Below are 24,747 nucleotides of genomic sequence, written 5' to 3'. Positions count from 1 at the left end.
GAAGGCCAGAAATGAGCAATACAATTCTCACCGTCGATGCATTGCATGGGCGCGTTGACGCGATTTTCCGCAAGGCCGGCCTCAACGCCACGCAGGCCGGTTCCATTGCGCGGGTCATCGTCGCGGCGGAACGCGATGCCTGCAAATCGCACGGCGTCTACCGGATCGAAGGCGCCCTGCGGACCGTCAAGGCCGGGAAGGTGAAACCGGACGCGGTGCCCGAATTGCTGCCGCAAGACGCTCCCGCCATCGTCAAGGTGGATGCCAAGGGCGGCTTCGCCAACCCGGCTTTCGAACTGGGGCTGCCGGCGCTGGCCGAACGCGCACGCGCCTGCGGCATTGCCGCACTCGCGATCAACGATGCCGTTCATTTTTCCGCCCTTTGGGCAGAGGTCGAGGCCTTGACCCAAGCCGGCCTTGCCGGCCTCGCCATGTGTCCGAGCTATGCCACCGTCGCCCCGGCTGGCGGCAATGGACCTTTGCTGGGCACCAATCCCTTCGCTTTCGGCTGGCCGCGCGAAAAACAGCCGCCCTATGTCTTCGACTTCGCGACCTCGGTTGCCGCGCGAGGCGAGATCGAACTCCACCGCCGGGCCGGCAAGAAGCTGCCGGAGGGATGGGCGGTGGATTCGCAAGGCAGGCCGACGACGGATCCTGAAGCCGCTCTCGCCGGCGCCATGCTGTCCTTCGGCGGACACAAGGGCTCGGCCATCGGGACGATGATCGAACTGCTCGCCGGGATCATGATCGGCGATCTGACCAGCCCCGAGGCGCTCGATCTGCTCGGCACCACGACGCTCTTTCCCAAACATGGCGAGTTGATCATCGCCTTCTCGCCGGCAGCCTTCGCGGCAGGCCGTCCAGGCGATCCGTTCGCTCGTGCTGAAGCCCTGTTCGAGGCGATCGTCGGCCAGGGCGCGCGCCTGCCGTCGCAGCGGCGGTTCCTTGCCCGCGCGACGGCTGAGAGGGAAGGCATCAGCCTGTCAACACAGGAGATCGAGCAGTTCGACCGTCTGCTCGCCCAAGGACTAGGCGGTGTCTGAATCTATCGTCAGGCCATCGCTGCGAACGCTCGAACGCTGACCCCGTTCTCTTCCAACCGTCTTCTTACGCGTGCGGCAATGGTGACGGCCGCCGGCGTGTCGCTGTGGACGCAGATTGAATCGATCGGCGTTTTCAGCATCTGTCCGGAAACGGTCTCGATGGCCCCTTGCCTAACCATGCGGACGACCCGGTCCGCCGCCTGCTCGGCGTCGTGGATGACCGCACCTTCCAGCTTGCGCGAGACAAGAAAGCCCTCTTTTGTATAGGCGCGGTCGGCGAAGATCTCGGACCTCACCGTCAAGCCCGCATCGCGCGCAATCGCGTCCTGAAATCCCAGCGCAATCACCAGACATATCAGGCTGGGATCGACGGCCTTGACCGCGCGCGTGACCGCTTCGGCGACGCCGCGGTCGGTCTGGGTAAGATTGCCCAGCGCGCCATGCGCCTTGACGTAGCGGATCGGGTGGCCGGCATAAGCGGAAAGCGCTTGTGCCGCGCCGATCTGGTAGGCGACCAGCCTTTCGATCTCGTCCATCGAGTGCGGGATGACCCGGCGTCCAAATCCCCACAGATCGGCGAAGCTCGGATGCGCGCCAACGGCGACGCCTTTCTCGCGCGCCATCGAGAAGGTGGCCGCCATGATCTCCGGGTCGCCGGCATGAAAGCCGCAGGCGACATTGGCGGAGCTGACGATGTCGAGGATCGCGGCGTCGTCACCGAGCCTGTAGGTGCCAAAACCCTCGCCCATGTCGGAATTGATATCGACCCGCAATCCGCGATCGCTCATGACGTCTTCCTCATTGCTTCGCACGATCGAGCGCGTAGAGCGGCGTGCCATAGCCGACGACCGCTCCATCCTCGACCAGCGCGGCGCCCAGAATGCCGTCCGCCGGCGCCACGACCGCTTTCAAGCATGGCCCGACCTGCAGCACGCCGACCGTCTCGCTTTTGCGGACCGTCCGACCTGATACGGCAACCGGGTGGCCGGTCGTCGGGTGATCGATACGGAAGACACCGACACCCGGCGCGCGCACGCCGTTGAAGGCCGCTTCAGCGTTGGGAATTGTGGCCACGGCCAAGGGCGGCGTTTCGGCGGCGAATGATTGCAGGCGCAGGCGCAGTGAAAATCCGGCCTCACAGATATCGATCTCACCGATGCCGGCGCTTGCGCACCAGGCGGCCAACCTTTCGATCTCTTCAACCGTCATTGCCGCCTCGTCCTTCGAGCAGACCACCGTCAATGAGATGTTCGAGGTGATGGATATCGAAGCCTCCTGCCGCGAAACCCGGCTCCTGCATCAGGATGGCATGCAGCGGCGCGTTGGTGGCGATGCCGACAGCCTGCATCTCGGCCAGCGCGCCACGCATGCGCCGGATCGCCTCGGCGCGTGTCGCGCCATACGCCAGCAGCTTGGCCACCAGCGAATCGTAATGCGGCGGCACCGTGTAACCGGAGTAGAGATGCGACTCGACGCGGATTCCCGGACCGCCGGGCGGCGTCCAGCGCTCGACCCGGCCCGGATGCGGCCGGAAGCTGTACGGATCCTCCGCATTGATGCGGCATTCGACGGCATGGCCCTGAATGCGGATGCCTTCCTGGCTGAACGACAGAGGCTCGCCCTGCGCGATGCGGATCTGCTCGCGCACGATATCGATGCCGGTGACGAACTCGGTGACGGGATGCTCGACCTGCACGCGGGTGTTCATCTCGATGAAATAGAAGCGCCCGTCCTCGTAGAGGAATTCGAATGTGCCGGCGCCGGTATAGCCGATGGTCAGGCATGCGTGGGCGCACAGCCCGCCGATCTCGGCGATCGCCTCGCGCGCGATCCCGGGCGCCGGTGCCTCCTCGATGATCTTCTGATGACGGCGCTGCATGGAGCAATCGCGCTCGCCGAGCCAGACCGCCTTACCGTGCCGGTCGGCCAGCACCTGGATCTCGATATGGCGCGGGTGCTCGAGGAATTTTTCAAGATAGACTTGCGGGTTGCCAAAAGCCCGATCCGCTTCCTTCACCGCCATCGACACGGCCTCGATCAGCGCAGGCTCTTCGCGCACGATGCGCATGCCGCGCCCGCCGCCGCCGCCCGCCGCCTTCACGATCACGGGATAGCCGATATCCCGGGCTATGGCGCGCACCGCTTGCTCATCCTGCGGCAGCACGCCCTCCGAGCCTGAAACACAGGGCACGCCGGCGGCGATCATCGTGCGCTTGGCACAGACCTTGTCGCCCATAGTGCGGATTGCCGCCGCCGACGGCCCGATGAAGGCAAGGCCGGAATTCTCGACAGCCTCGGCAAAGGCGGCGTTTTCCGAGAGGAAGCCATAGCCCGGATGGATGGCGCCGGCACCGGTGAGTTGCGCCGCCGCGATGATCTCCGCCATGTTGAGATAGCTCTGCGTCGCGGCGGCCGGTCCGATGCAGATCGCCTTGTCCGCCAGCGCGACATGGCGAAGGCTTGCATCGGCTTCCGAATACGCTGCCACCGTCTTCAATCCGAGGTCGCGGCAGGCGCGCAGGATGCGCAGCGCAATTTCACCGCGGTTGGCGATAAGGACGGTATCGAACATCGCCCCTATCCCAAATCTTCCAGAACGAAGAGCACATCGCCGGACTGCACGGCGGCGTTGTCCTCGAAAGCAACCTGAACGATCCTGCCGGTTCGATCGGATTCCACGACATTGAACGTCTTCATGGCTTCGAGGACGCCGATCTTCTGCCCTTCCACGACCATGTCGCCGACCGAAGCAAGCGGCGGCTCGCCTTCGGTGCCGGAACGGTAGAACACACCCGTCAGCGGCGCGCGGATCGAATGGCGCGCAACGGGCGGAATTGACGCGCCGGTGTTTGAGGAAACGACGGTGCCCGCGGGTGGCTGTGCCTGCGGCGCGGATTGCGCCGGCGCCACCTGTTTGGCAATGCGGACGCGAACGCCGTCGCGCTCGATCTCCAGTTCGCCAATGGGCGAACGTGACACAAATTCGATCAGCTTCTGGATGAAGTCGAGATCCATTGCCGACACTATCGCAACGCTTCGACGGCCTCGCCGATACGGCCGATCGCTTTTTCGATCAGATCCATCGACGTGGCTATGGAAATACGGAAATGCGGCGACAGACCGTAGGCCGAGCCTTGCACCACCGCGACTCGAGCCTGGTCGAGCAGATAGAGCGAGAGGTCATCGTCACTGCCGATTTGGGTGCCATCCGGGCGGCGACGGCCAATCAAGGCCGAGCAATTGGGATAGAGGTAGAAGGCGCCCTCGGGCGTCTGGCAAGTGAGGCCGGGAATCGCGCGCAGCAACTGCAGCGCGCGATCGCGCCTTGCCTGGAATTCGAGCGCTTGCGGACGAAGAAAATCCTGCGGCCCCTCGAGTGCGGCTATGGTCGCGGCCTGCGAGATCGATGACGGGTTCGACGTGCTCTGGCTCTGCACCGTCGCCATGGCGCGGATCAGCGGTTCGGGCCCGCCGGCATAGCCGATCCGCCAGCCGGTCATGGCATAGGCCTTCGAGACGCCGTTGACGGTCAGCGTGCGGTCCTTCAGGCGCGGTTCGACGCCGGCGATGGTGTGGAAGCTGCGGCCGTCGAACAGGATATGCTCGTAGATGTCGTCGGTCAGCACGTGGACATGCGGGTGGTCGAGCAACACCGCTGCCAGTCCGGCAAGTTCGTCGCGGCTATAGACGGCGCCTGTCGGGTTGGATGGCGTGTTGAGCAGCAGCCATTTGGTGCGCCCGGTGATGGCGGCCCGCAGGGCTTGCGGCGCAAGCTTGAAGCCTTCGGCTTCCGTGCAGGCAACGACCACGGGCTTGCCTTCACCGAGCAGGACGATGTCGGTGTAGGAAACCCAATAGGGTGCGGGGACAATCACCTCGTCACCGGATGCGAGCGTTGCCAGCAAGGCGTTGTAGATGATCTGCTTGGCGCCGCCCGCGACGCTGATTTGCGAAGGTCCGTAATCGAGGCCGTTCTCGCGCCTGAATTTCCCGGCCACCGCCTTCTTCAGCGCGGCCGTGCCGTCCACCGCCGTATAGCGCGTCTCGCCTCGACGCATGGCCTCATAGGCTGCCTCGACGATGTGCGGAGGTGTCGCAAAATCCGGCTCACCCGCGCTCAGGCTGACAACGTCGATACCAGCGACGCGCATTTCAATGGCCCGAGCGGTGACCGCCATGCTGGGGCTTGGCTTGATGACATCGAGACGGGGAGCGATGAGGCCCACGGACATTCCTCGGCATGACCGCCCGGCTTGCCGGGGCAGGTGATTGGCAAATTGGATAATGTATTCTCTTTTTGGCGTCAAACCTCTTTTTATGCGGCAAAGATCGGGTTATGAGTGAGTCAAAGAGGCGGGATCGGTCACGAAAGTATCCAATCCACCGTCAGAGCGCATGTTGGCCGGATGGGAACAGACTGGATGGGTATAAACTATGACGTGGTGATCGTCGGCGGAGGGGTTGTCGGCAGTTCCATCGCCTACTTCCTGTCCGCCAATCTGGATTTCGACGGCAAGATCGCGGTGATCGAGCGGGATCCCTATTACACCGCCTCCTCGTCCTCGCTGTCGACCAGCGCCATACGCCAGCAGTTCGGCACGGCGCCGAACATCGCGATGTCACAGTTCAGCATCGACTTCCTGCGTCAGGCAAAGACGCGGCTTGCGATTGGTGACGAGTTGGCGGACATCGGCCTGCATGAGCCTGGTTATCTCGTGCTGGCGACGCCCGAGCGGGCCGACGCGCAACGTGCCAAGAACCGTGTCCAGCGCGATATGGGCGTCGACGCCGTACTGATCGAGCAGGTCGATCTGGCACGACGCTTCCCGTGGCTGAACACGGACGATCTCGCGCTCGGCTCACTCGGCCTTGGCAGCGAAGGCTGGTTCGACGGCCCCGGCCTGATGCAGGCATTCCGCCGCAAGGCGCGCACGCAGGGCGTGGACTACGTTGCCGCGACCGTGACCGGACTGACCATGGCGTCTTCCGGCAAGGTTGGCGAGGTGGTGCTGGACAATGGCGACCGGCTTGCCGTCGACACCGTGATCAACGCGGCCGGGCCGTGGAGCGCGGGTATTGCCAGGATGGCCGGCGCCGAGCTGCCGGTCGTCCCGAGCAAGCGATGTGTCTTCGTCTTCGAAACGCCGGCAAGGATCGAGAACTGCCCCTTCATCTTCGACACGAGCGGCCTGTGGCTGCGGCCGGAAGGTCAGCTCTTCCTGTGCGGCGTTCCGCCGGTGCGCGAGAACGACCCGCACGATTTTGGCCTCGATGTGGACTACGATCTGTTCGACGAGTTGATCTGGCCGGCACTGGCCCATCGAGTGCCCGGGTTCGAACAGCTGCGGATGCTGCGCGCCTGGGCTGGGCTCTACGAATACAATACCTTCGACCACAGCGGCATCATCGGTCGACATCCGGAAGTCTCGAACCTTGTGCTGGCTACCGGCTTCAGCGGCCATGGTATGATGCATGCGGCAGCTACCGGGTCGGGCGTCAGCGACCTCATTGCTTACGGCGAATACCGCTCTATCGACCTGTCGGCCTTCCGTTATGAACGGATCGCCGCCAACCAGCCCATAGAGGAACATGTCTACTGAAGCGAAACGGCCGACATGGCATCGCCGTCACAACGATGCTATGCGTCCACTTCTTCAATCAAAACGGCGCCATTCAAGAAACAAGGCGGCCGCCCCAGGCTGATTCATGCTCGTACAGAAGAAAACCATCTCGACCCAGGTCGCCGATGCCATCCGGCAGAAAATCCTGATGGGCGAATACGAAGCCAATCTCCAGCTGCGGCAGGAGCACTTGGCCACCGAGTTCGGCGTCAGCCGAATTCCGGTGCGCGAGGCACTGCATCAGCTTCACTCGGAAGGCTTCGTCACGCTGGTTTCCCACAAGGGGGCTGTCGTCACGTCCATTTCCCTGGACGAGATACTCGAACTCTACGAATTGCGGGCGCGGATCGAAACCTGGCTGCTGGCCCTTGCCATTCCACGGATGACGGACGCCGACCTCGCGCTTGCCAGGGAACGAGCGAAGCAGCACCAGGAACAGGGCAGAACGGGCGAGTACTCGAACCAGCTGAACTGGAATTTCCACGCCACACTCTACGCGCCGTCCGGCCGCAAGGCGACGATCGAATTGGTGGGCCGTATCTACCAGCAGCTGGAACGCTACACGCGCATGATGGTGACGCTCACCGAGATCCAGATCCAGTCCGACCGCGACCATTGGCAGCTCATAGAACTGTGCGAGGCCAAGGATACGCTGCGCGCCGTCGGCCTTCTGGAAATGCACATCATCACCAGCGGTAAGTTCCTGGTCGACCGGCTTGAGGAATTGCGGGGCAGTTGACCAGTCGCCCGCCCTCCTCGTCCAGCGCCATGCTAACGCGCGGGAGGATCACTTGCCGGGCAGATTGGTTGCCCGGGTCAAAAGGATGACACCCGCCTTGTCGGCCGTATCGTAGTAGGTGAAGCCGGTGCGGTTTTTCCGGCGCCCGCGCATCAGCACCGACAGCCCATCGTCGTGTGCCTTGCTTTCGGCCGCGTCGGCGTCACGAACCTCGAAGCCGATGTGGAAGACGCCCTCGCCCTTGGTGTCGAGATGGATCCGCTGCGGGGAAGGATCGCGGCTTGGCTGGCATAGCTGCAGCTGAACGTTCGGCAGGTTGCAGATGCGATATTGCATCGTCTTGAACCCCTCGGGGCTTGGCACCTGGAGTTCTTCATATTCGGCCAGCGGCGGATAGGCTTCCCATGGCCCGATACCGATGGAGTCGTAATAGGCCTGCGCCTTGTCGATATCGTGCACGACGATGCAGATGTGATGCAGCTTGTCGAAGTTGCCCATTTTTTCTCACGCCTTGACCGGAACCGTATAGTTCAGCACGCGGCGTCCCCCGTCGGGATAGATCGTCTCGCCGGTGATGTAGGAAGCGTCGTCGCTGGCCAGGAACGCCACGACCGAGGCGATCTCGGCCGCCGTGCCGAGGCGCCCGAGCGGCGTGCGCGAAAGGATCGCGTGGCGCATCTCCTCCGAGTCGATGAAGGTCCCGTCCATCACCATCTCGGTCGCGATTGTGCCTGGACCGACGCCGACCACACGGATGCCGTGGTGAGCGAAGGCGACGGCCGCGGTGCTGGTGACCTGGTTCAGGCCGCCCTTGGAGATGGCGTAGGTGGCGACGCGCGGGTTGGCGAGCCCCGAATTGATCGACGACATGTTTATGATGACGCCGCCGTCGCCTTGCGCGATCATCTGGCGGGCCGCGGCCTGGGTGCCCATGAATGCGCCCTTCAAATTGACGGCGAGAACCCTGTCATAGTCGGCCTCGCTGATATCGAGAAAGTCCTGGACCGGAGCGATACCGGCGTTGTTGACCATGATGTCGAGGCGTCCGAACTTCGCCGCCGCCGCCGCGACCAGCGCATCGACCTGATCCTTGCTGCTGACATCCGTGACAAGGGCCAGGACGGTCTCGTCGGTGCCGATCTCGGCAGCGCATTTCTTCAGCTCCGCCGCATCGACGTCACCGAGCACGACCTTCGCGCCTTCGCTCAGAAAGCGTTCCGCGCAAGCGCGCCCGATGCCGCGCGCCGCCCCGGTGACAACAGCCACCTTGCCCGCCTGTCTCATGTCCAGTTCCTTCGTCATTGTGAGTAGACCAATCGCCTACGAAGCCCTACCCTAGCGGATCACGAACGGGTTGGCGGTCTTGCCAATCGTATCTATCCACACCGTCTTGGTCTGCAGATAGGAATTGATCGCCTCCTGCCCGCTCTCGCGGCCGATGCCGCTTCTCTTGTAGCCGCCGAACGGCGCCATGTAGGAGACGGCGCGGTAGGAATTGATCCAGACCATGCCCGCTTCCATCGCGGCCGCGCCGCGTAGCGCCCTGCCCATGTCGCTTGTCCATATCCCCGCGGCCAATCCGTAGGGGCTGTCATTGGCAATGGCGAAGGCCTCGTCCTCGTCATCGAACGGAATGACGGACAGGATCGGCCCGAACACCTCTTCGCGCGCGATCCGCATCGTGTTGTTGACGTCGGTGAAGATTGTCGGCTGGACGAACCAGCCGTCGGCCAGTTCCGCCGCACCCGGCTTGCCGCCGCCAAGCACGCACAGCGCGCCTTCACGGCGTGCGATGCCGAGATAGGAAAGCACCTTGTCGCGCTGCGCCTGCGTGGTGATCGGCCCCACCTGCGTCTCGGCCAGCGCCGGATTGCCTATTCGGGCACTGGCTGCCAGCGCGATGACATCTTCCACGAACCGGTCATGGATCTTGCGATGGACCAGGAGGCGCGAGCCGGCGATGCAGGTCTGGCCGCTGGCCGCGAAGATGCCGGAGATCGCGCCATTGACCGCGCTCTCGAGATTGGCGTCTTCGAAGACGATGTTGGCGGATTTGCCGCCCAGTTCGAGCGTCACGGTCTTCAAGCCCTCGGCCGCCGCGCGATAGACGGCGAGCCCGCCCGGTTCGCCGCCGGTGAAGGCGATCTTGGCGATGTCGGGATGGGCGACCAGCGGCACGCCGACATCGTGCGGCATGCCGGTGACGGTGTTGACGACGCCCGCCGGGAAACCTGCCTGGGCGAACAATTTCACGAATTCCAGCGTCGAGGCCGAGGCATGCTCCGACGGCTTGATGACGACGGTGTTGCCGGCCGCCAGAAGCGGCGCGAGCTTCCAGGTCAGAAGCAAGAGCGGCGAGTTCCAGGGAACGATGGCCGCGATGACGCCGAGCGGCTCATGGCGGGTGAAGGCAAACATGCCTGCCTTGTCGATCGGCAAGACCGAGCCTTCGATCTTGTCGGCTAGCCCGCCGAAATAACGGAACCATTCGGGGATATAGCGCAGCTGCGCCGTCATCTCGGTGAGCAGCTTGCCATTGTCGCGCGTCTCGATGGCGGCGATGCGCTCGGCGCTCTCAGCGATCAGATCGGCCAGCCGCACCAGCAGCTTGCCGCGCGCGGTGGGCGTGAGGCCGCACCACTCCTTCGAGCGGAAAGCCGCCTTGGCCGCCGCCACGGCAGCGTCGACCTCGGCCGCTCCGCCGCGTGGGATCAGCGCCCATGGCTTGCCGGTAAACGGATCATGGCTTTCGAATGTCGCAGCGGTCGATTGCAGCCGACCGCCGACCGTGTTCTGGAAGCTGACCAGCGCCATATCGACCCTCAACAGGTGGCAAAGCCCAGATGGGCGCGAAAGCGGTTCTTGACCGCGACCGCGTCGCGCGGTGGCAGCGAGCGCGGCAGATTCTCCGCAGCAATCTTCAGCACGAAGAGACGGGGACCATCGGCCGGCCGGCGAAGCTGGTCGCACAGGGCATCGACCTCCTCCAACGAACGCAACTCGCGGCTTTCCGAGAAGCCGCAGGCGGCAGCGACCTTGTCGAATCCTATGCCCTTGCCGGTATGGCTGGACTGCATGCCGGTCTCGCCGAAATGCTGGTTGTCGAGCACGATCAGATCGAGGTTTTTGGGCCGCGCCACCGCGATCGTCGCCAGCGACCCGAACGCCATCAGCTGTTCGCCGTCGCCGGTAATGACCATGACGCGTTTTTGCGGCTGGGCCTGGGCAAGTCCGAGGCCGATCAGCGCCGCACCGCCCATGGCGCCCCACAGATAGTAATTGTCGTCGCGGTCGCCGGCGGCATGAACGTCGTAGCTCGGCGAGCCGAGACCGGTGACCACCAATGCGCCGTCGCGGGCATCGAGCAAATTCTTCACCGCCACACGGCGATCCATCGTCGGCAAATTCATCGCGTTCACCACTTCTTCTTGCCGAGCAGCCGCTGCCCGATCAGCACGGCAATCTGCTGGTCGGCGTCGAAAGCCATTGCAGCTGCTTGCGCCACCGTCTCGACGAGGTCGGGACCGGTCTCGGCGCGCAGCACCCTGAGGCCGATCGCCTTCAGCGAGGCTTCCGTCGCTTGCCCCATCGGCACCTGCCATGGGTTGAACTCGGCCCATTCGCCCCGCATCGTCACCAGGACGAGCAACGGAAAGCGTGCCTGCACGGGAAGCGACAGCATGTTGATGCAGTTGCCGACGCCCGAGGACTGCATCAGCACGACGCTGCGTTTGCCGCCGAGCCAGGAGCCGGCGGCGATGGCGATGCCCTCTTCCTCAGTCGTCAGCACATTGGTGACGACCTCGGGATCTTCGCTGAAGCGACGGATCAAGGTGGTGTGGCCGGCATCGGGTACATAGGACATCTGGCTGATGCCGGCAGCCTTGAGCACGTCATAGACCTGGTCCGGCCACTGCTTTTCAGGCACTGTCGCAGCGGCTGGCTCGGCTTGTTTTGCTTGCAGGCTCGCTGTCACCTTGGACCCCCCGAGAAATGAATTGCTGCCAGATTACCCCCCTTGTGCGATCCAATCTTCGTCTCTTTCTTGTGACCAGACATAATGATATTCGATGGCTTATGGAGCTATCGCAACTTCGCACCCTGATCCACGTCGCCGAGCTCGGCAGCCTCAGCAAGGCCGCCGACCGGCTGCACATCGCGCAGCCGGCGCTGAGCCGGCAGGTGCGCATGCTGGAGGAAGAATTGGGCTTTGCCCTGTTCCTGCGCCACGGGCGCGGCATGGTGCTGTCCGAACAGGGCAAGGAAGTTCTGGCGCACGCCATGCGCGTGATGGCCGAGATCGATGAGATCCGCGCCACGGCCACACCCGCCGATGCGCCGCTGACCGGCGAAGTGGCCATCGGCCTGCCACCCACGGTGGCGGACATCATCTCGCTGCCGCTGGCCGCGGCCTTCGGCAAAGCCCACCCTAAGGCCAAGCTCAGGTTGGTGAGCGCCTACACAGGCTACCTGCTGGACTGGATGCACCGCGGCGAGGTCGACGTCGCCGTGCTCTACGACCCGCGCATGGCAAGGTCGTTGCGCTCACGCCCTCTGCTCCTGGAAAACCTGTTCCTGATTGGCCCGCCCGACGCCGGCTTCTCGACTGTGCGCGCCGTGCCGTTCGCCTCGCTCGCCGGCAAGCGCCTGATGATGCCCAGTCTCAAGCATGGGCTGCGCATCATCGTCGAACGCTGCGCCGCCGAATCCGGCATCGCGCTCGACGTCGGCATCGAAGCGGATTCCTACGCCGCGCTGAAGGACCTAGTGCGCAACGGCCACGGCTGGACGATCCTGCCGCTCGCCCCGATCCATGCCGATGTCGCCGCCGGCCTGCTGACCGCGGCACCGCTGATCGATCCCGCGCCCGTGCGCCGCCTGATCCTCGCCTACCCTGCCGATCGGCCCGCCTCGCGGCTGGCGCGGTTTGCCGGACAGGCAATCGAGGACATCGTCAAGGACCTTGTCGAACGGGCCGTATGGGCCGGTCAGCTTCTTGGCCCAGCACCCTGAGTATTGAATTTCGGCATATCTGGTAGTGCCAGCCTTGCATTGCGGACGAGACGTGCCGAAACGATAATGCGGGCGGGCGAGACAGAAGGTCGGGCAACCCCATGGAACAGTATCAGGATATCCGCGATGCCGTCGCCAAGCTCTGCGCACGGTTTCCCGGCGAATACTGGCGCGCGCTCGACAGGGACATGGCCTATCCACGCGAATTCGTCGAAGCGTTGACGGAGGCTGGCTGGCTCTCGATCCTGATCCCGGAGGCGTATGGCGGCTCGGGTCTGCCGCTGTCGGCCGCCGCCGCCGTGCTCGAGGAAATTCAGCGCGCCGGCTGCAACGGCGGCGCCTGCCATGCCCAGATGTACACGATGGGCACGCTTTTGCGCCACGGCTCGGAAGCGCAGAAGCAACGATACCTGCCGAAGATCGCCACCGGAGAATTGCGCCTGCAAGCCTTCGGCGTCACTGAACCCAGCAGCGGCACCGATACCGGCGCGCTTAAGACCGCCGCGCGCCTCGACGGCAATCATTTCGTGGTCAAGGGCCAGAAGATCTGGACCAGCCGCGCCGAGCATTCGGATTTGATGCTGCTCCTGGCAAGAACCACGCCGCTCGAGGACGGCATGAAGAAGACCGATGGCCTCTCCGTCCTGATCGTCGACATGCGCGAAGCCGTCGGCAATAGGCTGACGATCCGGCCGATCCGCACCATGATGAACCATGCCACCACCGAGGTCTTCTTCGACGATTTGCGCGTGCCCGCCGAAAACCTGATCGGCGAGGAGGGCAAGGGCTTCCGTTACATCCTTTCCGGCATGAATGCCGAGCGCATCCTGATCGCCGCCGAATGCGTCGGCGATGCGAAATGGTTCATCGAGAAGGCGAGCACGTATGCCAAGGAGCGGCATGTGTTCGGCCGCGCGATCGGCCAGAACCAGGGCATCCAGTTTCCGATTGCCAGGGCCTACGCCAACATGCGCGCGGCCGAATTGATGGTGCGCGAGGCGGTCAACCTCTACGAGGCCGGCAAGAACCCCGGCGCCGAAGCAAACATGGCCAAGATGCTGGCGGCCGACGCTTCGAACGAGGCCGCCAATGTCTGCATCCAGACGCATGGCGGCTTCGGTTTCGCGGAGGAATACGACGTCGAGCGCAAGTTCCGCGAGACGCGCCTCTATCAGGTCGCACCGATCTCGACCAACCTCATCCTGTCATACCTTTCCGAGCACGTGCTCGGCCTGCCGCGTTCGTACTAAGAGGTGCCGTCGTGAACGTCCTCATCGTCTACGCGCACCCGGAACCGAGATCTTTCAACGGCGCCATGAAGGATCTCGCCGTGGAGACCTTGACCCGCGCCGGCCACCAGGTGGTCGTCAGCGACCTCTACGCGATGGGCTTCAATCCTGTCGCCGGGCCGGGTGACATATCAGGCGAGCGCAGCGATGCGGAGTTCTTCAGCCTGCCGCGCGAGCAGACCGCCGCCTATGAGGCCGGGGCGCTGTCGGCGGATATCGCGGCCGAGGTCGAAAAAGTGAAGCGAGCGGACTTCGTGCTGTTCCAATTCCCGGTCTGGTGGTTCGGCATGCCGGCAATCCTCAAGGGTTGGGCCGACCGTGTCTTCGTGCGCGGTTTTGCCTATCTGCCGGGCCGCAAATACGACACCGGCATCTTCAAGGGCAAGCTCGCCATGGTGGCCGCCACCACCGGCACGTCTTCCGACACCTATGCACCCGACGGCATCGACGGCGATATCCTCACCGTGCTGTGGCCCGTGCATAACGGCCTGCTCCGCTCCGGCTTCGACGTGCTGCCGCCCTTCGTCGCCTACATGCCGGGCCGTGTCGGCGATGATGGCCGCAAAGCCGATCTGCAGGCCTACGCCAAGCGGCTGGAAGACATCGACGACACGCCGCGCCTGTTCTTCCACCCCGCGCAGGATTACGGCAGGAACGAGCGGCTGAAGCCGGGCGTGCTCGCCCGCTCGGGAGTGCAGCGCAATGTCTGACGCCGCACGCCCGCTGGAGGGCCTGCTTGTCGTTTCCATCGAGCAGGCGGTCGCCGCGCCGCTGTGCACGGTTCGCCTGGCCGACGCCGGCGCGCGCGTCGTCAAGATCGAGCGCCCCGAAGGCGAAACCGCACGCCATTACGATTCCACTGTCGAGGGCATGTCGGCCTATTTCGTCTGGCTCAACCGTGGCAAGGAAAGCGCGGTGCTCGACCTGAAGGCCGAGCACGATCTGGCCTTGCTGCACCGCATGGTCTCGCGCGCGGATGTTTTCGTGCAGAATCTTGCGCCGGGCGCCATCGACAGGCTCGGCCTTTCCGCCGATACGATCGTGGAAAAATTTCCGCGCCTGATCGCCGTCAACATCGTCGGCTACGGGCAGGACACGCCTTACGCGGCCATGCGCGCCTACGACATGCTGGTGCAGGCCGAAAGCGGCATCTGCGCCGTCACCGGAACGCCCGACACCGCGTGCAAGATCGGCATTTCGGCCGCCGATATCGCCACCGGCATGAATGCCCATGCGGCGATCCTCGAAGCCTTGCTGGCGCGCGAGAAGTCCGGGCGCGGTCGTGTCGTCGAGATCGCCATGTTCGACGGCATGGCCGACTGGATGGCCGTGCCGCTGCTGCATTACGAATATGCGGGACGCGAGACAGGCCGCTATGGGCTGGCGCACGCATCGATCTATCCCTACCGGCCCTATGCATGTCGCGACGGCGCCGTGGTCGTCGCGATCCAGCAGAACAGCGAATGGAAACGCTTCTGCGTCAGCGTGCTGCAAAGACAGGATCTATTTGCCGACGGACGCTTTGCGACCAACGCCTGGCGCGTAGCCAACCGCGCGGCGCTCGATGCCGAGATCGAACCGATATTCGCGGCAATCGATCGCGAGGAGGCCATTCGCCGTCTTGATGCGGCGCAGATCGCCTGGGGACGCGCCAGCGAAATTCGCGACCTGCCAAGCCACAAGGCATTGCGGCGAACCGAAATCGAGTTGCCCAACGGCAAGCGCATTGCCGTGCCGATGCCGGCGGGGCGGCGCGACGGCTTCGAGATAATCCCCAAGGTTCCTGCGCTTGGCGCCGACACGGATCGGATCCGGTCCGAATTCGCTGCGTGACGAGGAAGCCAAATGAGCCCGGATTCAAGCACGACGTTGCAGGAATGGGTTGGACGGACCCGCGAGGTCGAGGACATCGCGACCCCTCGCCTTCTCGCCAGCTTCGAGGCCATGCTGGGCCTTCATGCCGTGCGCGGCGACGTGGCGCCGCCCGGCCTGCATTGGTGCCTGACGCCCGACATCGCCGACGCTGGTGAACTGGGTCCGGACGGACACCAGGCAAAGGGCGGCTTCCTGCCGCCGGTGCCGCTGCCGCGGCGCATGTGGGCGGGCGGTGACGTACGCTTTATGGCTCCGATCCGTAGCGGCGACACGATCCGCCGCCGCTCGACATTGAGCGCCGTTGAAGAGAAACAAGGCCGCACCGGCCGGCTTGTCTTTGTCACGGTCCACCATGAGATCGCCAATGCCGCCGGGCCCCTGGTCGACGAGGACCAGATCATCGTCTATCGGGCGGCGGAAACCGGCGCCGCCGCATCGGCGCCGCCCACGCCCAGGCTGGCGACATCGCACGAACGGATCGTCGACGTGGATCCGGTGCTGCTGTTTCGCTATTCCGCGCTGACCTTCAACAGTCATCGTATCCACTACGACGCGCCCTACGCCACCGGCGTCGAACACTATCCCGGACTGGTCATCCACGGCCCGCTCCAGGCGACGCTGCTCATGAACTTCGCTGCCGTCATTGTCGGCCATGCGCCGCGCCGTTTCTCGTTTCGGGGGGTGCGTCCCGCGATCGGCCCACAGACCCTGCTTCTGAGCGGAACTGCCCGGGGAAGGGACAGCATGGATATGGAAGTGCGGTCGTCGGACGGACATGTGACGGTGAAGGCCACGGCGCAATGGTGAGTTTCGTGATGCCTGTCGCGTCTCTTTTCGTGCCCGGATCGCGGCTTGCAGGTCCATGACATCGATTGCGCTTCCGGCCTGGTGACTCAGAGCAAGGCGGGCGGCGGCGCCGTACCGCCCACCCATTTCGCACGCTAGACGGCGCCGGCCCAGATCGGACCGTTGTTGACGGCACCTGGCGTAAAAGCCGGCGGCATCGACGATTGCTTGACAATCATTACCGGATGAACGTTCGTGCGCTTGCAACAAGCTCAATTGGGTAAGGGTCGGCATGCCGGTTTCGGATGGGAGCGTCGTTGTCATCGGCGCGGGTATTGTCGGCGTTAGTTCGGCTCTGTATCTGAAACGGGCGGGTCTGGACGTAACAGTGATCGATCCTCTGCCTCCCGGCAGCGCAACGTCTTTCGGCAACGCGGGAATGGTCAGGCACGATTGCAACGCGCCCGTGGCCATGCCTGGAATGCTCCGGCAAGTGCCCGGCTGGCTCCTCAACCCGCTCGGACCGCTTGTCTTGAGGCCAGCCTACGCGCTGAAAGCCGCGCCCTGGTTGCTTCGATGGATACGCGCCGGCAGGATGGACCGCGTCAACAGGGCCGCCGACGCCTTGAGCGAGCTGCATGCAGGCAACCTCGCCTGCTATCGCGATTTGGTCGGCGGCGCGACGTTTGAAAATCTCATCCGCGAAGTGGGTGGTATCCAGATCTGGGAGACCGAGGCGCCGGGCCTTTCCGATCGCATCACGGCTGAAATCAACAGTCGGCAGGGCGTCGTCACCGAACCTTTGTCTCGCCGGGATCTGGAGCGGTTGCTGCCAGGCATTTCGGGCATCGCGAAGCGTGGCCTGCTTTATCCCCACAACGCTCATACGATCAACCCGCATCGCCTCGTCACGGCCATTGCAGACGGCGTGCGGCAGTCCGGCGGCGTCTTCGTTGCGGAGCGCGTGCTGAAGATTATCCCCGGTGAGGCCGGTGGCTATACGCTGATGACGAATACCGCCAACCGCAAGGCGGATGTGGTGGTGATCGCTGCCGGCGCCTGGTCGAACCGGTTGCTTGCGCCGCTCGGCGCCGGGCTGCCACTGGAGACCGAGCGTGGCTACCATTTGATGCTGCCTTCGCCATCGATCGAATTGCCAATGCCAGTGCAAATGAAGAATCGTGGCTTCGCTCTGTCGCCGATGGAACACGGCCTGCGTCTTGCCGGTACGGTCGAGATCGCCGGCCTTGAAGCTGCGCCCGACGAGCGGCGCTCCAAGATTCTGCTTGACCATGCCCGGGCGCTTTTCCCCGATCTGAGCGGAGGGGAACCGACGATGTGGATGGGCTATCGTCCGTCCCTGCCTGATAGCGTACCCGCAATTGGCCAGGTGCCGAAACATCGCTCGCTGTACATCGCCACCGGACATGGACATACCGGCATGATCGGCGGCGGCTCGACGGGGCGATTGATCGCCGAACTGGTCACCGGCAACCCACCCAATATCGACCCCGCGCCCTATTCGCCGGGGCGGTTCTAACCAGGTTCAGGCAACTCCGGGAACATGTGCAGCGTTTCCGTCGAAAACGCTATTTCGCATGGGCTGAACGGCGTTCGCGCAGAAAGTCCATGCCCTGGTAGGCCCAGTAGGTCAGTTGCGCCGCCGCGGTGCCGAATGGTCCGCCATTCCACACGAATCCGAAGGGCGCGAACAGGCGGTATCGATCGCTTTCACCCGCAATCGCTTCGGCAACCACCCTCGCGCCAATCGCCGTCGTGTTGAGACCATGGCCTCCGAACCCGGTACAGGCCCATACATTCGGCATTACCGGTCCGATCAAGGGCATCAGATGTCGAGCGTAAGCCATAAGCCCCGACCATGCCGTCTCGATTTTCAGATCCGCCAGCTGCGGGTAGGTCGTGACGATCTCCCGGCGGATCACCGCGGCGATGTCGCGCGGATCGGTCGTGCGGGTGGTGATGCGGCCGCCCCACAACAACCTGCCGTCGACCGCCCGGTAGTAGTCCCCTGCCCGGCGCCCGTCGCTGATGCCGGCCTTTGTCCGGATCGCTGTGGCGATCAGTTCCGGCGCCAGTTCGCTCAGCACGACATATGTGGCGATCGGCAGGAAGGCGCGACGCAATGCGGGCAGAACGCGGTCGGTATAGCCGCCGCCCGCGAACACAACGGTCGCGGCCCGGACCTCGCCGGAAGGCGTCCGCAATTTCTTTTCCGTGCCAGTGAGATCGACTTGCATCACAGCGCTGTCTTCGTAGACGGAACCGCCCAGCTTGACGATTTCTCGCGCCAGCGCCCGCGCGTAATTCAGCGGATGAAAGTGAAATGACGCTGCGTCAAAGAGGGCCTGGTAATATTTTTTCGACAACAGCAAAGCTCGCACCTCCTCGCGCGCCAGCAGGCGCAAGTGGCGCCCGTACTCCGCTTCCTGTTCGTCGCGCTGCTCCTCGAGCGCTTTCGTGTTTTCATAGCGTGACACGCGCAGAATGCCTGGCGTGACTTGCGCATCGGAAATGTCGAGGTCGCGGATTGCATCTTCGACCATGGCGACGCCCTCGATCGACAGGCGATACAACGCCTTGGCATGGTCGGGTCCGACGCGCTTCTGGATCTGGCTGGCGCGTGCTGCCCAGCCCGGCGACACGAAGCCGCCATTGCGGCCGGATGCGCCCCAGGCCACGCGACGTGCTTCCAGCACTGTCACGCCGCGTCCCCGGCGGGCGAGCTCGAAGCCGGCTGTCAGCCCGGCGAGGCCGCCACCGACGATGCAAACATCCGTGTTATGCCTGCCAGACAGAACAGGATAGGCCGCGTCCGAGGACAGTGTCTGCTTGTAGTAGGTGTCTATGTAAGGGGTCATGATGGTCCGCGGCCACGCAGGGCTCAATCGAGATTGACGACGCGCGTGCCGCCGACTTTGCGCTCCGCCCAGCGCGTGAAACGCAGGACTGGATAGCAATAAACGAAATAGACCAGTGCGATCGCGCCATAGATGAAAAGCACGTCGCGCGGGAACCGCATGATCGAGATTTCACCCTGGCGCGTCAGCTCCGAAATGCCGATGACCGACAATATTGCGGTATTCTTGATTATGTTGACGTAGACGCCGCTCATCGGCGGCACCGCGAGCTTGAGGGCCTGCGGCAGCACGACGAGGCCGAGTATGGGCAATCGCCTGAGGCCCAACGCGGTGGCCGCTTCCCATTGCCCCTTCGGCACCGCATCTATCGCTGCCATCACGATCTCGGCGACATAGCTGGATGTGTAAACCGAGAGCGAGACGAAGGCGGCTGTCTCGGAGCTCCACTGCAGGACTTCGATCCCGGTATTGGGCATGACGAAATAGAAGACATAGAGCTGCACCAGAAACGGCGTGCCGCGCAAAACGTGGATGTAGAGGCCGAACAGCTGGTGCAGCAAAGGCACTCGCTGGCTTCGCACAACTCCGATCAGGAATCCCAGCACGGAACCCGCTGCGATAGCGACCAGCGAGATCCAGAATGTCTGGACGAAGCCCGTCCACAGAAACGGCAGGATCGAGACCATGACATCAAGATAATGTTGCACCGCTACGCCCCCACGTTCCACGCCGGACCGGCGAGCCAGCGTTTGACCGCCCATGACAAGCTCAGCATCACGACGTAGATGGCGAGGTAGCCGAGGGCGATGGTGAGAAAGCTTTCGTTTGGCCGAACTCTTTCGCTGTTGAGCAAAAGCCCGGCGCTGAGAAAATCGAAGACCGCGATGATCGAAAGAAGCGAGGTGTCCTTGATAAGCACCGCGGTTTGGCCGAGCAATGGCGGCAGTGTGTTTGCAAACGCCTGAGGCAGAACGATGTAGCGCAGCCGCTGCAGATAGGACATGCCTACCGCCTTGCCGCCCTCGATCTGTCCGCGCGGCACCGATGCGATGCCGCCGCGCACGATCTCGCCCATATAGGCCGCGTTGTGAAGCGAGAGCGCAATGATGCCGAGCGTGAGCTCGCTCCAGCGGCCCGCGGCGGGGATTAGGGCCGGCAGCCCGTAATAGATGAGATAGATCTGCACCAGCAGCGGAGTCGCAAGAATGAATGCCGCGTAGCCGGCCGCCGGTCGCCATAGGATCGCCCGGCTGGACATGCGGCAAAGCGCCAGCATCGTGCCGAGAATAACGGCGGCTCCGAGGCTGACGGCTGCCGCGATAAGGGTATTTTCAAGCCCCTCGGCGAAGCGACCGAGATACTGCTCGACGATGCGGTAATTGTAGAAGTCGAGAACCCAGTTCATTCGGTTTTCGCTTTGAAGACTTCAATCGCCCAGGCCGTCGATCGGGCCGGGTTCAGGCGCAGATGCAGGCAGACGAGTTCGATCGGCGCAATCGCGCTGCGCCGATCGATAGGAGCCGTTATTTATGGTCCTTCTCCCAGGCGTCGGACGTCCACCAGTAGGCCAGCAAAGTCTGCAGCGAATTGTCGGCCGTCTTCAGCTCGACGTAGTTGTCGAGCCACATCTTGAGATGGAAGGCGTTGGGACGGGTGGCGAAGGCCAGCGGCTCGCGCGTCATGGTCCCTTCAAGCGGCTTGAGGTTGTCGAACTGACGGACGTACGAATTGTAGTCCTGTCCGCCGACCATCGCATCGACGCGGCCCATGGTGAGTGTCTGCGCCACAGCCGGGCCACCGCCGGCGAACACCTTCAGCGTCGCCTTCGGGAGATATTTGCTGACTGCATCGGCATAGGTGCTGCCCTGCAGCGCCGCGACCGTCACGCCTTCCTTGTTGAGATCCTGCCAGGTCTTGAACTGGGAATCCTTGGCGGCAAAGGCCAGCGTGTCGTTGAAGAACATCGGCCGTGAAAACAGAAGCTGTGAGGCGCGTTGCGGCGTTGGTGTCATGTCGCCCGCAATCATATCGGCCTTACCTGCAAGAAGGGCCGGAATGAGGCCCTTCCAGTCATAGTCCTGGAACACGATCTTGACGCCGAGATCGGCCGCCATCTGTTTGGAGATCTCGACGGCAAGGCCGGTGCGCTCGCCATTCTTGTCGACGAAACTGACCGGCGGTCCCTGGGTCTGTACGGCCACGACCAGTTCGCCCCGCTTCAGGATGTCGTCCATCTCGTCGGCTTTCGCGACACTCGCGGCGGCGAACCAGGCTCCAAATACGACTGCCAAACCTGCGGCGGCCCCAGTCAATCTGCTTGTAAAACTGCGTGTCATTCTTCTCTCTCCCATGAAGTTATTTGTTGGTTGTGATTCCAAAATTTTCCGACGTCACAGTATCTGTTTGAGGAACTCCTTTGTTCGCTCTTGCTGCGGCGCGCGGAAAATCTGTTGCGGGCTGCCCTCCTCGACGATCAACCCGCCGTCCATGAACAGCATCCTGTCGGCGATCTCGCGTGCGAACCCCATCTCGTGGGTAACGACTGCCATCGTCATCCCTTCGGCCGCGAGATCCTTCATCAGATCGAGAATGCCGGTGACGGTTTCCGGATCCAGCGCCGAGGTCGGTTCATCGAACAACATCACCTTCGGGTCCATGGCGAGCGCGCGAGCGATAGCCACACGCTGCTGCTGTCCTCCTGACAATTGGCTGGGATAATGGCCGGCACGATCGCCTATTCCGACCTTTTCAAGCAGTTCACGCGCCCGTCGCAACGCTTCGGCCCGCGGCCGGCGACGCACCACGATTTGCGGCAGCACGACATTGTCGAGAGCGGTGCGGTGCTGGAACAGGTTGAACAGCTGGAACACCATGCCGACTTCCGACCGCAACTTGTTGAGGTCGGCGCCTGGGTCCGAGACTGCAACGCCATCCACGACGATCCGTCCTGAATCGATCGTTTCCAATGCATTCAGCGTGCGAAGGAAGGTGCTCTTGCCGGAGCCCGAAGGCCCAAACACCACCAGCACCTCGCCACGCCCAATCTCAGCGGTGACGCCAGCCAGGGCAAGATGCGAGCGCCCATCGTTGGAACGATAGGTCTTGCGGACATCTTCGGCAACGATGATCGGCTTGCGATCTGAAGGTGGAGTGTGTTCCAAAATTTTACGTGCGCCATTCCCGCGCGCGGCGCCGCTTTGAGTGTCCAACAACTTCGCCGATCGACATTCCGTCCCACCCGTACGCACTATTCCAGATGTTGGGTCCCGGTTGCCGGAAGCCAACTCGTCATCTCCGTACCCAACGCCTTGAAGTGCCCTCGGGATGATGAAAGCCGATCGACCTGGCTAAAACAAGTAATATTTTCCGCCGGTTCGCGAGATGTGACCTTGCTGAGCACTTGCGGCCGTGGCCACTTCCCATCCAAGCCCGATTACAGGCCGGGTAACGCGCAGCCAACGCTGCTGGGATGGCTCACCAATCCTGGAAACATTGCAGACCCGTTCAAGAGGTCGCCTCGGGTAGGCGCATATGGTACCAGCGCCACATCTTGTCTTGCCGCAAAGTTCACCCTCTGATTCTCTGCGCCAAGGCGAGAGAAGCTGATTCTTGCGCCTGGCGCATTCAAGCGTCGCGTTCCGGGATGAACTTTTTGTCGATCAAGGAGACAAGACGATGAGCACCGCGGCAAAGCCCGTCATCTCGGAAATGCGGCCGAAGATAACCGTTGTCGGTGTCGGCGGTGGCGGCGGCAACGCCGTCAACAACATGATTGCCGAAAATCTGCAGGGGGCGGAATTCATCGTCGCCAACACCGATGCCCAGGCACTGACCATGTCGAAAGCATCGCGGCTGATCCAGTTGGGGGCCAACGTCACGGAAGGCCTGGGCGCCGGATCGCTGCCCGCGGTCGGCCGCGCGGCGGCCGAGGAATCGATCGACGAGATCAAGGATCATCTTGCGGGAACCCATATGTGCTTCGTGACCGCCGGCATGGGAGGCGGAACTGGAACCGGTGCCGCGCCCGTCATAGCGAACGCTGCACGGGCAGCCGGCATCCTGACGGTGGCGGTCGTCACCAAGCCATTCACCTTCGAAGGAAAACGCCGCATGCAAGCCGCCGAGGAGGGCATCGAGCGGCTTCGCGAATGCTCCGATACCGTGATCGTTATTCCGAATCAGAACCTGTTCAGGATCGCCGACGCCAAGACGACGTTCGCGGACGCTTTCGCCATGGCCGATCGCGTCCTTTATGCCGGCGTCGGCTGCATCACCGATCTCATCGTCAAGGAGGGGCTGATCAATCTGGACTTCGCCGATGTGAAGTCGGTGATGCGCGATATGGGCCGCGCCATGATGGGTACCGGGGAAGCCACGGGCGAGGACCGCGCCAAGAAGGCCGCCGAAGCGGCTATCGCAAACCCGCTTCTCGACGAAGCCTCGATGATCGGCGCCAAGGGCGTGCTGGTCTCGATCTCGGGCGGCATGGACATGACGCTGTTCGAAGTCGATGAGGCCGCGACGCGTATCCGAGAGGAGGTCGACGCCGATGCCGATATCATCGTCGGCGCCATATTCGACCGGGCCCTTGCCGGAAAATTCAGGGTCTCGGTCGTCGCCACAGGATTGCGGCAGGGGCTAGTGGTGCCACAGTAAGCAGCATCCCGATTCCGAGCCCATTCCGTCTTCGCGCTGGATCTGTGCGTGCGACGCGATTGGCCGCTGCCTTTAAAGGTGATCGTTATCTATGCCGACGCGACGCGGCGATATGCGCGGCGCCGTGCGACGGAGATGATCTTCATCTGGTCTGGCATGTGCTTCTTCTTCGCCAATTTCAAACGCCGACCATGGTCGGCGTGTCTACGGCGTCGGTCAGGATGAGACCATGATCCGGATTCCGTGAGATGGTGTGGTTTGATCGACCGGCGGCGCGGGCATTCCCGAATGCCGGTCGCGCCGCCGGTCTTACGCCAATGCTGGGGAGGCGGAGTATTTTGGGAACACAGGCCCTTCAGCACGGCGTATGGCGAAGTCCGGTCAGTACACCACCACGCTGCGAATGCTCTCACCGGCATGCATGAGGTCAAAACCCTTGTTGATGTCCTCCAACTTCAACGTATGCGTGATCATCGGATCGATCTGGATCTTCTTCTCCATGTACCAGTCGACGATTTTTGGCACGTCGGTGCGGCCGCGCGCGCCGCCGAAGGCGGTGCCCATCCAGTTGCGCCCGGTGACCAGCTGGAACGGCCTGGTCGAAATCTCCTGGCCGGCGCCGGCGACGCCGATGACGACCGACTTGCCCCAGCCGCGATGCGAGGCTTCCAGCGCCTGGCGCATCACCTTGGTGTTGCCGGTGCAGTCGAAGGTGTAGTCGGCGCCGCCGATCTGGTCGGCGCCGCGCTTTGTCATGTTGACCAGATGAGGCACGATATCGCCGTCGATCTCCTTCGGATTGACGAAATGCGTCATGCCGAATTTTTCGCCCCAGGCTTTCTTGTC

26 protein-coding genes are annotated in these 24,747 nt (G+C 63.3%); 10 read left to right on the top strand and 16 right to left on the bottom strand.

All coding sequences use genetic code 11. From position 1 onward, the window contains the following. The first annotated feature begins 11 nt into the window (after positions 1 to 11). The gene (locus AB6802_RS10360; RefSeq protein ID WP_371010002.1) at positions 12 to 1,043 is read left to right on the top strand and encodes an Ldh family oxidoreductase; all 1,032 of its coding nucleotides are present in this window, start codon (positions 12 to 14) and stop codon (positions 1,041 to 1,043) included. A gap of 8 nt (positions 1,044 to 1,051) precedes the next feature. Here the strand turns inward: AB6802_RS10360 and AB6802_RS10355 are convergent, their stop codons facing one another. The 5 genes from AB6802_RS10355 to AB6802_RS10335 are packed head-to-tail and all read right to left on the bottom strand — an operon-like array spanning position 1,052 to position 5,275. After that, on the bottom strand, positions 1,052 to 1,831 hold the full coding sequence (locus tag AB6802_RS10355) for a LamB/YcsF family protein (protein WP_371010001.1): 780 nt from the start codon (positions 1,829 to 1,831) through the stop codon (positions 1,052 to 1,054). Between the two features lie 10 nt (positions 1,832 to 1,841). After that, positions 1,842 to 2,252 carry a biotin attachment protein gene (locus tag AB6802_RS10350; RefSeq protein WP_371010000.1) on the bottom strand — a complete coding sequence of 137 codons (411 nt, stop codon included), beginning with the start codon at positions 2,250 to 2,252 and terminating at the stop codon, positions 1,842 to 1,844. Next, on the bottom strand, positions 2,242 to 3,615 hold the full coding sequence (gene accC, locus AB6802_RS10345) for an acetyl-CoA carboxylase biotin carboxylase subunit (protein WP_371009999.1): 1,374 nt from the start codon (positions 3,613 to 3,615) through the stop codon (positions 2,242 to 2,244). Before accC ends, AB6802_RS10350 begins: the two co-directional genes overlap by 11 nt. Before the next feature lie 5 nt (positions 3,616 to 3,620). Beyond that, a complete protein-coding gene (locus tag AB6802_RS10340) occupies positions 3,621 to 4,058 on the bottom strand; it encodes an acetyl-CoA carboxylase biotin carboxyl carrier protein subunit (protein WP_371009998.1) in 438 nt (145 codons plus the stop codon). Positions 4,059 to 4,066: 8 nt separating this feature from the next. Next, complete coding sequence (locus tag AB6802_RS10335) at positions 4,067 to 5,275, bottom strand: pyridoxal phosphate-dependent aminotransferase (RefSeq protein WP_371009997.1); 1,209 nt, start codon at positions 5,273 to 5,275, stop codon at positions 4,067 to 4,069. 189 nt (positions 5,276 to 5,464) lie between these two features. Here AB6802_RS10335 and AB6802_RS10330 point away from each other — a divergent pair, with 189 nt between their 5' ends. After that, positions 5,465 to 6,643: an NAD(P)/FAD-dependent oxidoreductase gene (locus AB6802_RS10330; RefSeq protein ID WP_371009996.1), complete on the top strand. Its 1,179-nt coding sequence runs from the start codon at positions 5,465 to 5,467 to the stop codon at positions 6,641 to 6,643. 106 nt (positions 6,644 to 6,749) lie between these two features. After that, a complete protein-coding gene (locus tag AB6802_RS10325) occupies positions 6,750 to 7,403 on the top strand; it encodes a GntR family transcriptional regulator (RefSeq protein WP_371009994.1) in 654 nt (217 codons plus the stop codon). A 48-nt stretch (positions 7,404 to 7,451) separates the two neighbouring features. Here the strand turns inward: AB6802_RS10325 and AB6802_RS10320 are convergent, their stop codons facing one another. Genes AB6802_RS10320 through AB6802_RS10300 form a run of 5 tightly spaced genes read right to left on the bottom strand, consistent with a single transcriptional unit; the run spans position 7,452 to position 11,331 of the window. Beyond that, on the bottom strand, positions 7,452 to 7,901 hold the full coding sequence (locus AB6802_RS10320; protein WP_371009993.1) for a VOC family protein: 450 nt from the start codon (positions 7,899 to 7,901) through the stop codon (positions 7,452 to 7,454). A gap of 6 nt (positions 7,902 to 7,907) precedes the next feature. After that, a complete protein-coding gene (locus tag AB6802_RS10315; RefSeq protein WP_371009992.1) occupies positions 7,908 to 8,687 on the bottom strand; it encodes an SDR family NAD(P)-dependent oxidoreductase in 780 nt (259 codons plus the stop codon). 51 nt (positions 8,688 to 8,738) lie between these two features. Next, positions 8,739 to 10,217, bottom strand: a complete 1,479-nt coding sequence (locus tag AB6802_RS10310; protein WP_371009991.1) for an aldehyde dehydrogenase — start codon at positions 10,215 to 10,217, stop codon at positions 8,739 to 8,741. Positions 10,218 to 10,225: 8 nt separating this feature from the next. Beyond that, the gene (locus tag AB6802_RS10305) at positions 10,226 to 10,813 is read right to left on the bottom strand and encodes a thiamine pyrophosphate-dependent enzyme (RefSeq protein WP_371009990.1); all 588 of its coding nucleotides are present in this window, start codon (positions 10,811 to 10,813) and stop codon (positions 10,226 to 10,228) included. A gap of 5 nt (positions 10,814 to 10,818) precedes the next feature. Further along, a complete protein-coding gene (locus AB6802_RS10300; RefSeq protein ID WP_371010457.1) occupies positions 10,819 to 11,331 on the bottom strand; it encodes a thiamine pyrophosphate-binding protein in 513 nt (170 codons plus the stop codon). 149 nt (positions 11,332 to 11,480) lie between these two features. On the opposite strand from AB6802_RS10300, the gene AB6802_RS10295 reads away from it, so the two are divergent. The 6 genes from AB6802_RS10295 to AB6802_RS10270 all read left to right on the top strand — a co-directional run bounded on the left by AB6802_RS10295 (position 11,481) and on the right by AB6802_RS10270 (position 17,906). Then, positions 11,481 to 12,416 carry a LysR substrate-binding domain-containing protein gene (locus tag AB6802_RS10295; protein WP_371009989.1) on the top strand — a complete coding sequence of 312 codons (936 nt, stop codon included), beginning with the start codon at positions 11,481 to 11,483 and terminating at the stop codon, positions 12,414 to 12,416. A gap of 101 nt (positions 12,417 to 12,517) precedes the next feature. Next, positions 12,518 to 13,666 (top strand): acyl-CoA dehydrogenase family protein, encoded by a 1,149-nt coding sequence (locus tag AB6802_RS10290; RefSeq protein ID WP_371009988.1) that lies wholly within the window; start codon positions 12,518 to 12,520, stop codon positions 13,664 to 13,666. 11 nt (positions 13,667 to 13,677) lie between these two features. Then, a complete protein-coding gene (locus AB6802_RS10285) occupies positions 13,678 to 14,415 on the top strand; it encodes an NAD(P)H-dependent oxidoreductase (RefSeq protein ID WP_371009987.1) in 738 nt (245 codons plus the stop codon). After that, the gene (locus AB6802_RS10280; RefSeq protein WP_371009986.1) at positions 14,408 to 15,538 is read left to right on the top strand and encodes a CaiB/BaiF CoA transferase family protein; all 1,131 of its coding nucleotides are present in this window, start codon (positions 14,408 to 14,410) and stop codon (positions 15,536 to 15,538) included. Before AB6802_RS10285 ends, AB6802_RS10280 begins: the two co-directional genes overlap by 8 nt. A gap of 12 nt (positions 15,539 to 15,550) precedes the next feature. Then, positions 15,551 to 16,387 carry a MaoC family dehydratase N-terminal domain-containing protein gene (locus tag AB6802_RS10275; RefSeq protein WP_371009985.1) on the top strand — a complete coding sequence of 279 codons (837 nt, stop codon included), beginning with the start codon at positions 15,551 to 15,553 and terminating at the stop codon, positions 16,385 to 16,387. Positions 16,388 to 16,658: 271 nt separating this feature from the next. Further along, complete coding sequence (locus tag AB6802_RS10270) at positions 16,659 to 17,906, top strand: NAD(P)/FAD-dependent oxidoreductase (protein ID WP_371009984.1); 1,248 nt, start codon at positions 16,659 to 16,661, stop codon at positions 17,904 to 17,906. A gap of 49 nt (positions 17,907 to 17,955) precedes the next feature. On the opposite strand, the gene AB6802_RS10265 is transcribed toward AB6802_RS10270, so the two are convergent. The 5 genes from AB6802_RS10265 to AB6802_RS10245 form a co-directional block, all read right to left on the bottom strand. Further along, positions 17,956 to 19,245 carry an NAD(P)/FAD-dependent oxidoreductase gene (locus AB6802_RS10265; RefSeq protein ID WP_371010456.1) on the bottom strand — a complete coding sequence of 430 codons (1,290 nt, stop codon included), beginning with the start codon at positions 19,243 to 19,245 and terminating at the stop codon, positions 17,956 to 17,958. A 23-nt stretch (positions 19,246 to 19,268) separates the two neighbouring features. Beyond that, positions 19,269 to 19,952, bottom strand: coding sequence for an amino acid ABC transporter permease (locus tag AB6802_RS10260; protein WP_371009983.1), 684 nt, complete (start codon positions 19,950 to 19,952; stop codon positions 19,269 to 19,271). 2 nt (positions 19,953 to 19,954) lie between these two features. Continuing rightward, entirely contained in the window at positions 19,955 to 20,650 is a 696-nt protein-coding gene (locus AB6802_RS10255) for an amino acid ABC transporter permease (protein ID WP_371009982.1), read from the bottom strand. A gap of 118 nt (positions 20,651 to 20,768) precedes the next feature. After that, positions 20,769 to 21,536 carry a transporter substrate-binding domain-containing protein gene (locus AB6802_RS10250; protein ID WP_371009981.1) on the bottom strand — a complete coding sequence of 256 codons (768 nt, stop codon included), beginning with the start codon at positions 21,534 to 21,536 and terminating at the stop codon, positions 20,769 to 20,771. 99 nt (positions 21,537 to 21,635) lie between these two features. After that, on the bottom strand, positions 21,636 to 22,406 hold the full coding sequence (locus tag AB6802_RS10245; protein ID WP_371010455.1) for an amino acid ABC transporter ATP-binding protein: 771 nt from the start codon (positions 22,404 to 22,406) through the stop codon (positions 21,636 to 21,638). A gap of 514 nt (positions 22,407 to 22,920) precedes the next feature. Between AB6802_RS10245 and ftsZ the strand changes: the two genes are divergently transcribed. Next, the gene (ftsZ, locus tag AB6802_RS10240; protein WP_371009980.1) at positions 22,921 to 23,901 is read left to right on the top strand and encodes a cell division protein FtsZ; all 981 of its coding nucleotides are present in this window, start codon (positions 22,921 to 22,923) and stop codon (positions 23,899 to 23,901) included. Between the two features lie 381 nt (positions 23,902 to 24,282). Here ftsZ and AB6802_RS10235 read toward each other — a convergent pair. After that, positions 24,283 to 24,747, bottom strand: a 465-nt coding sequence (locus AB6802_RS10235) for a zinc-binding dehydrogenase (RefSeq protein WP_371009979.1), incomplete at its 5' end; no start/stop codon positions are given.

The organism is Mesorhizobium sp. RCC_202, from assembly GCF_041355295.1.
Taxonomy (GTDB): domain Bacteria; phylum Pseudomonadota; class Alphaproteobacteria; order Rhizobiales; family Rhizobiaceae; genus Mesorhizobium.
Note: the sequence above shows the minus strand (reverse complement) of the source record. Positions and strands in the feature narration are given on the sequence as shown.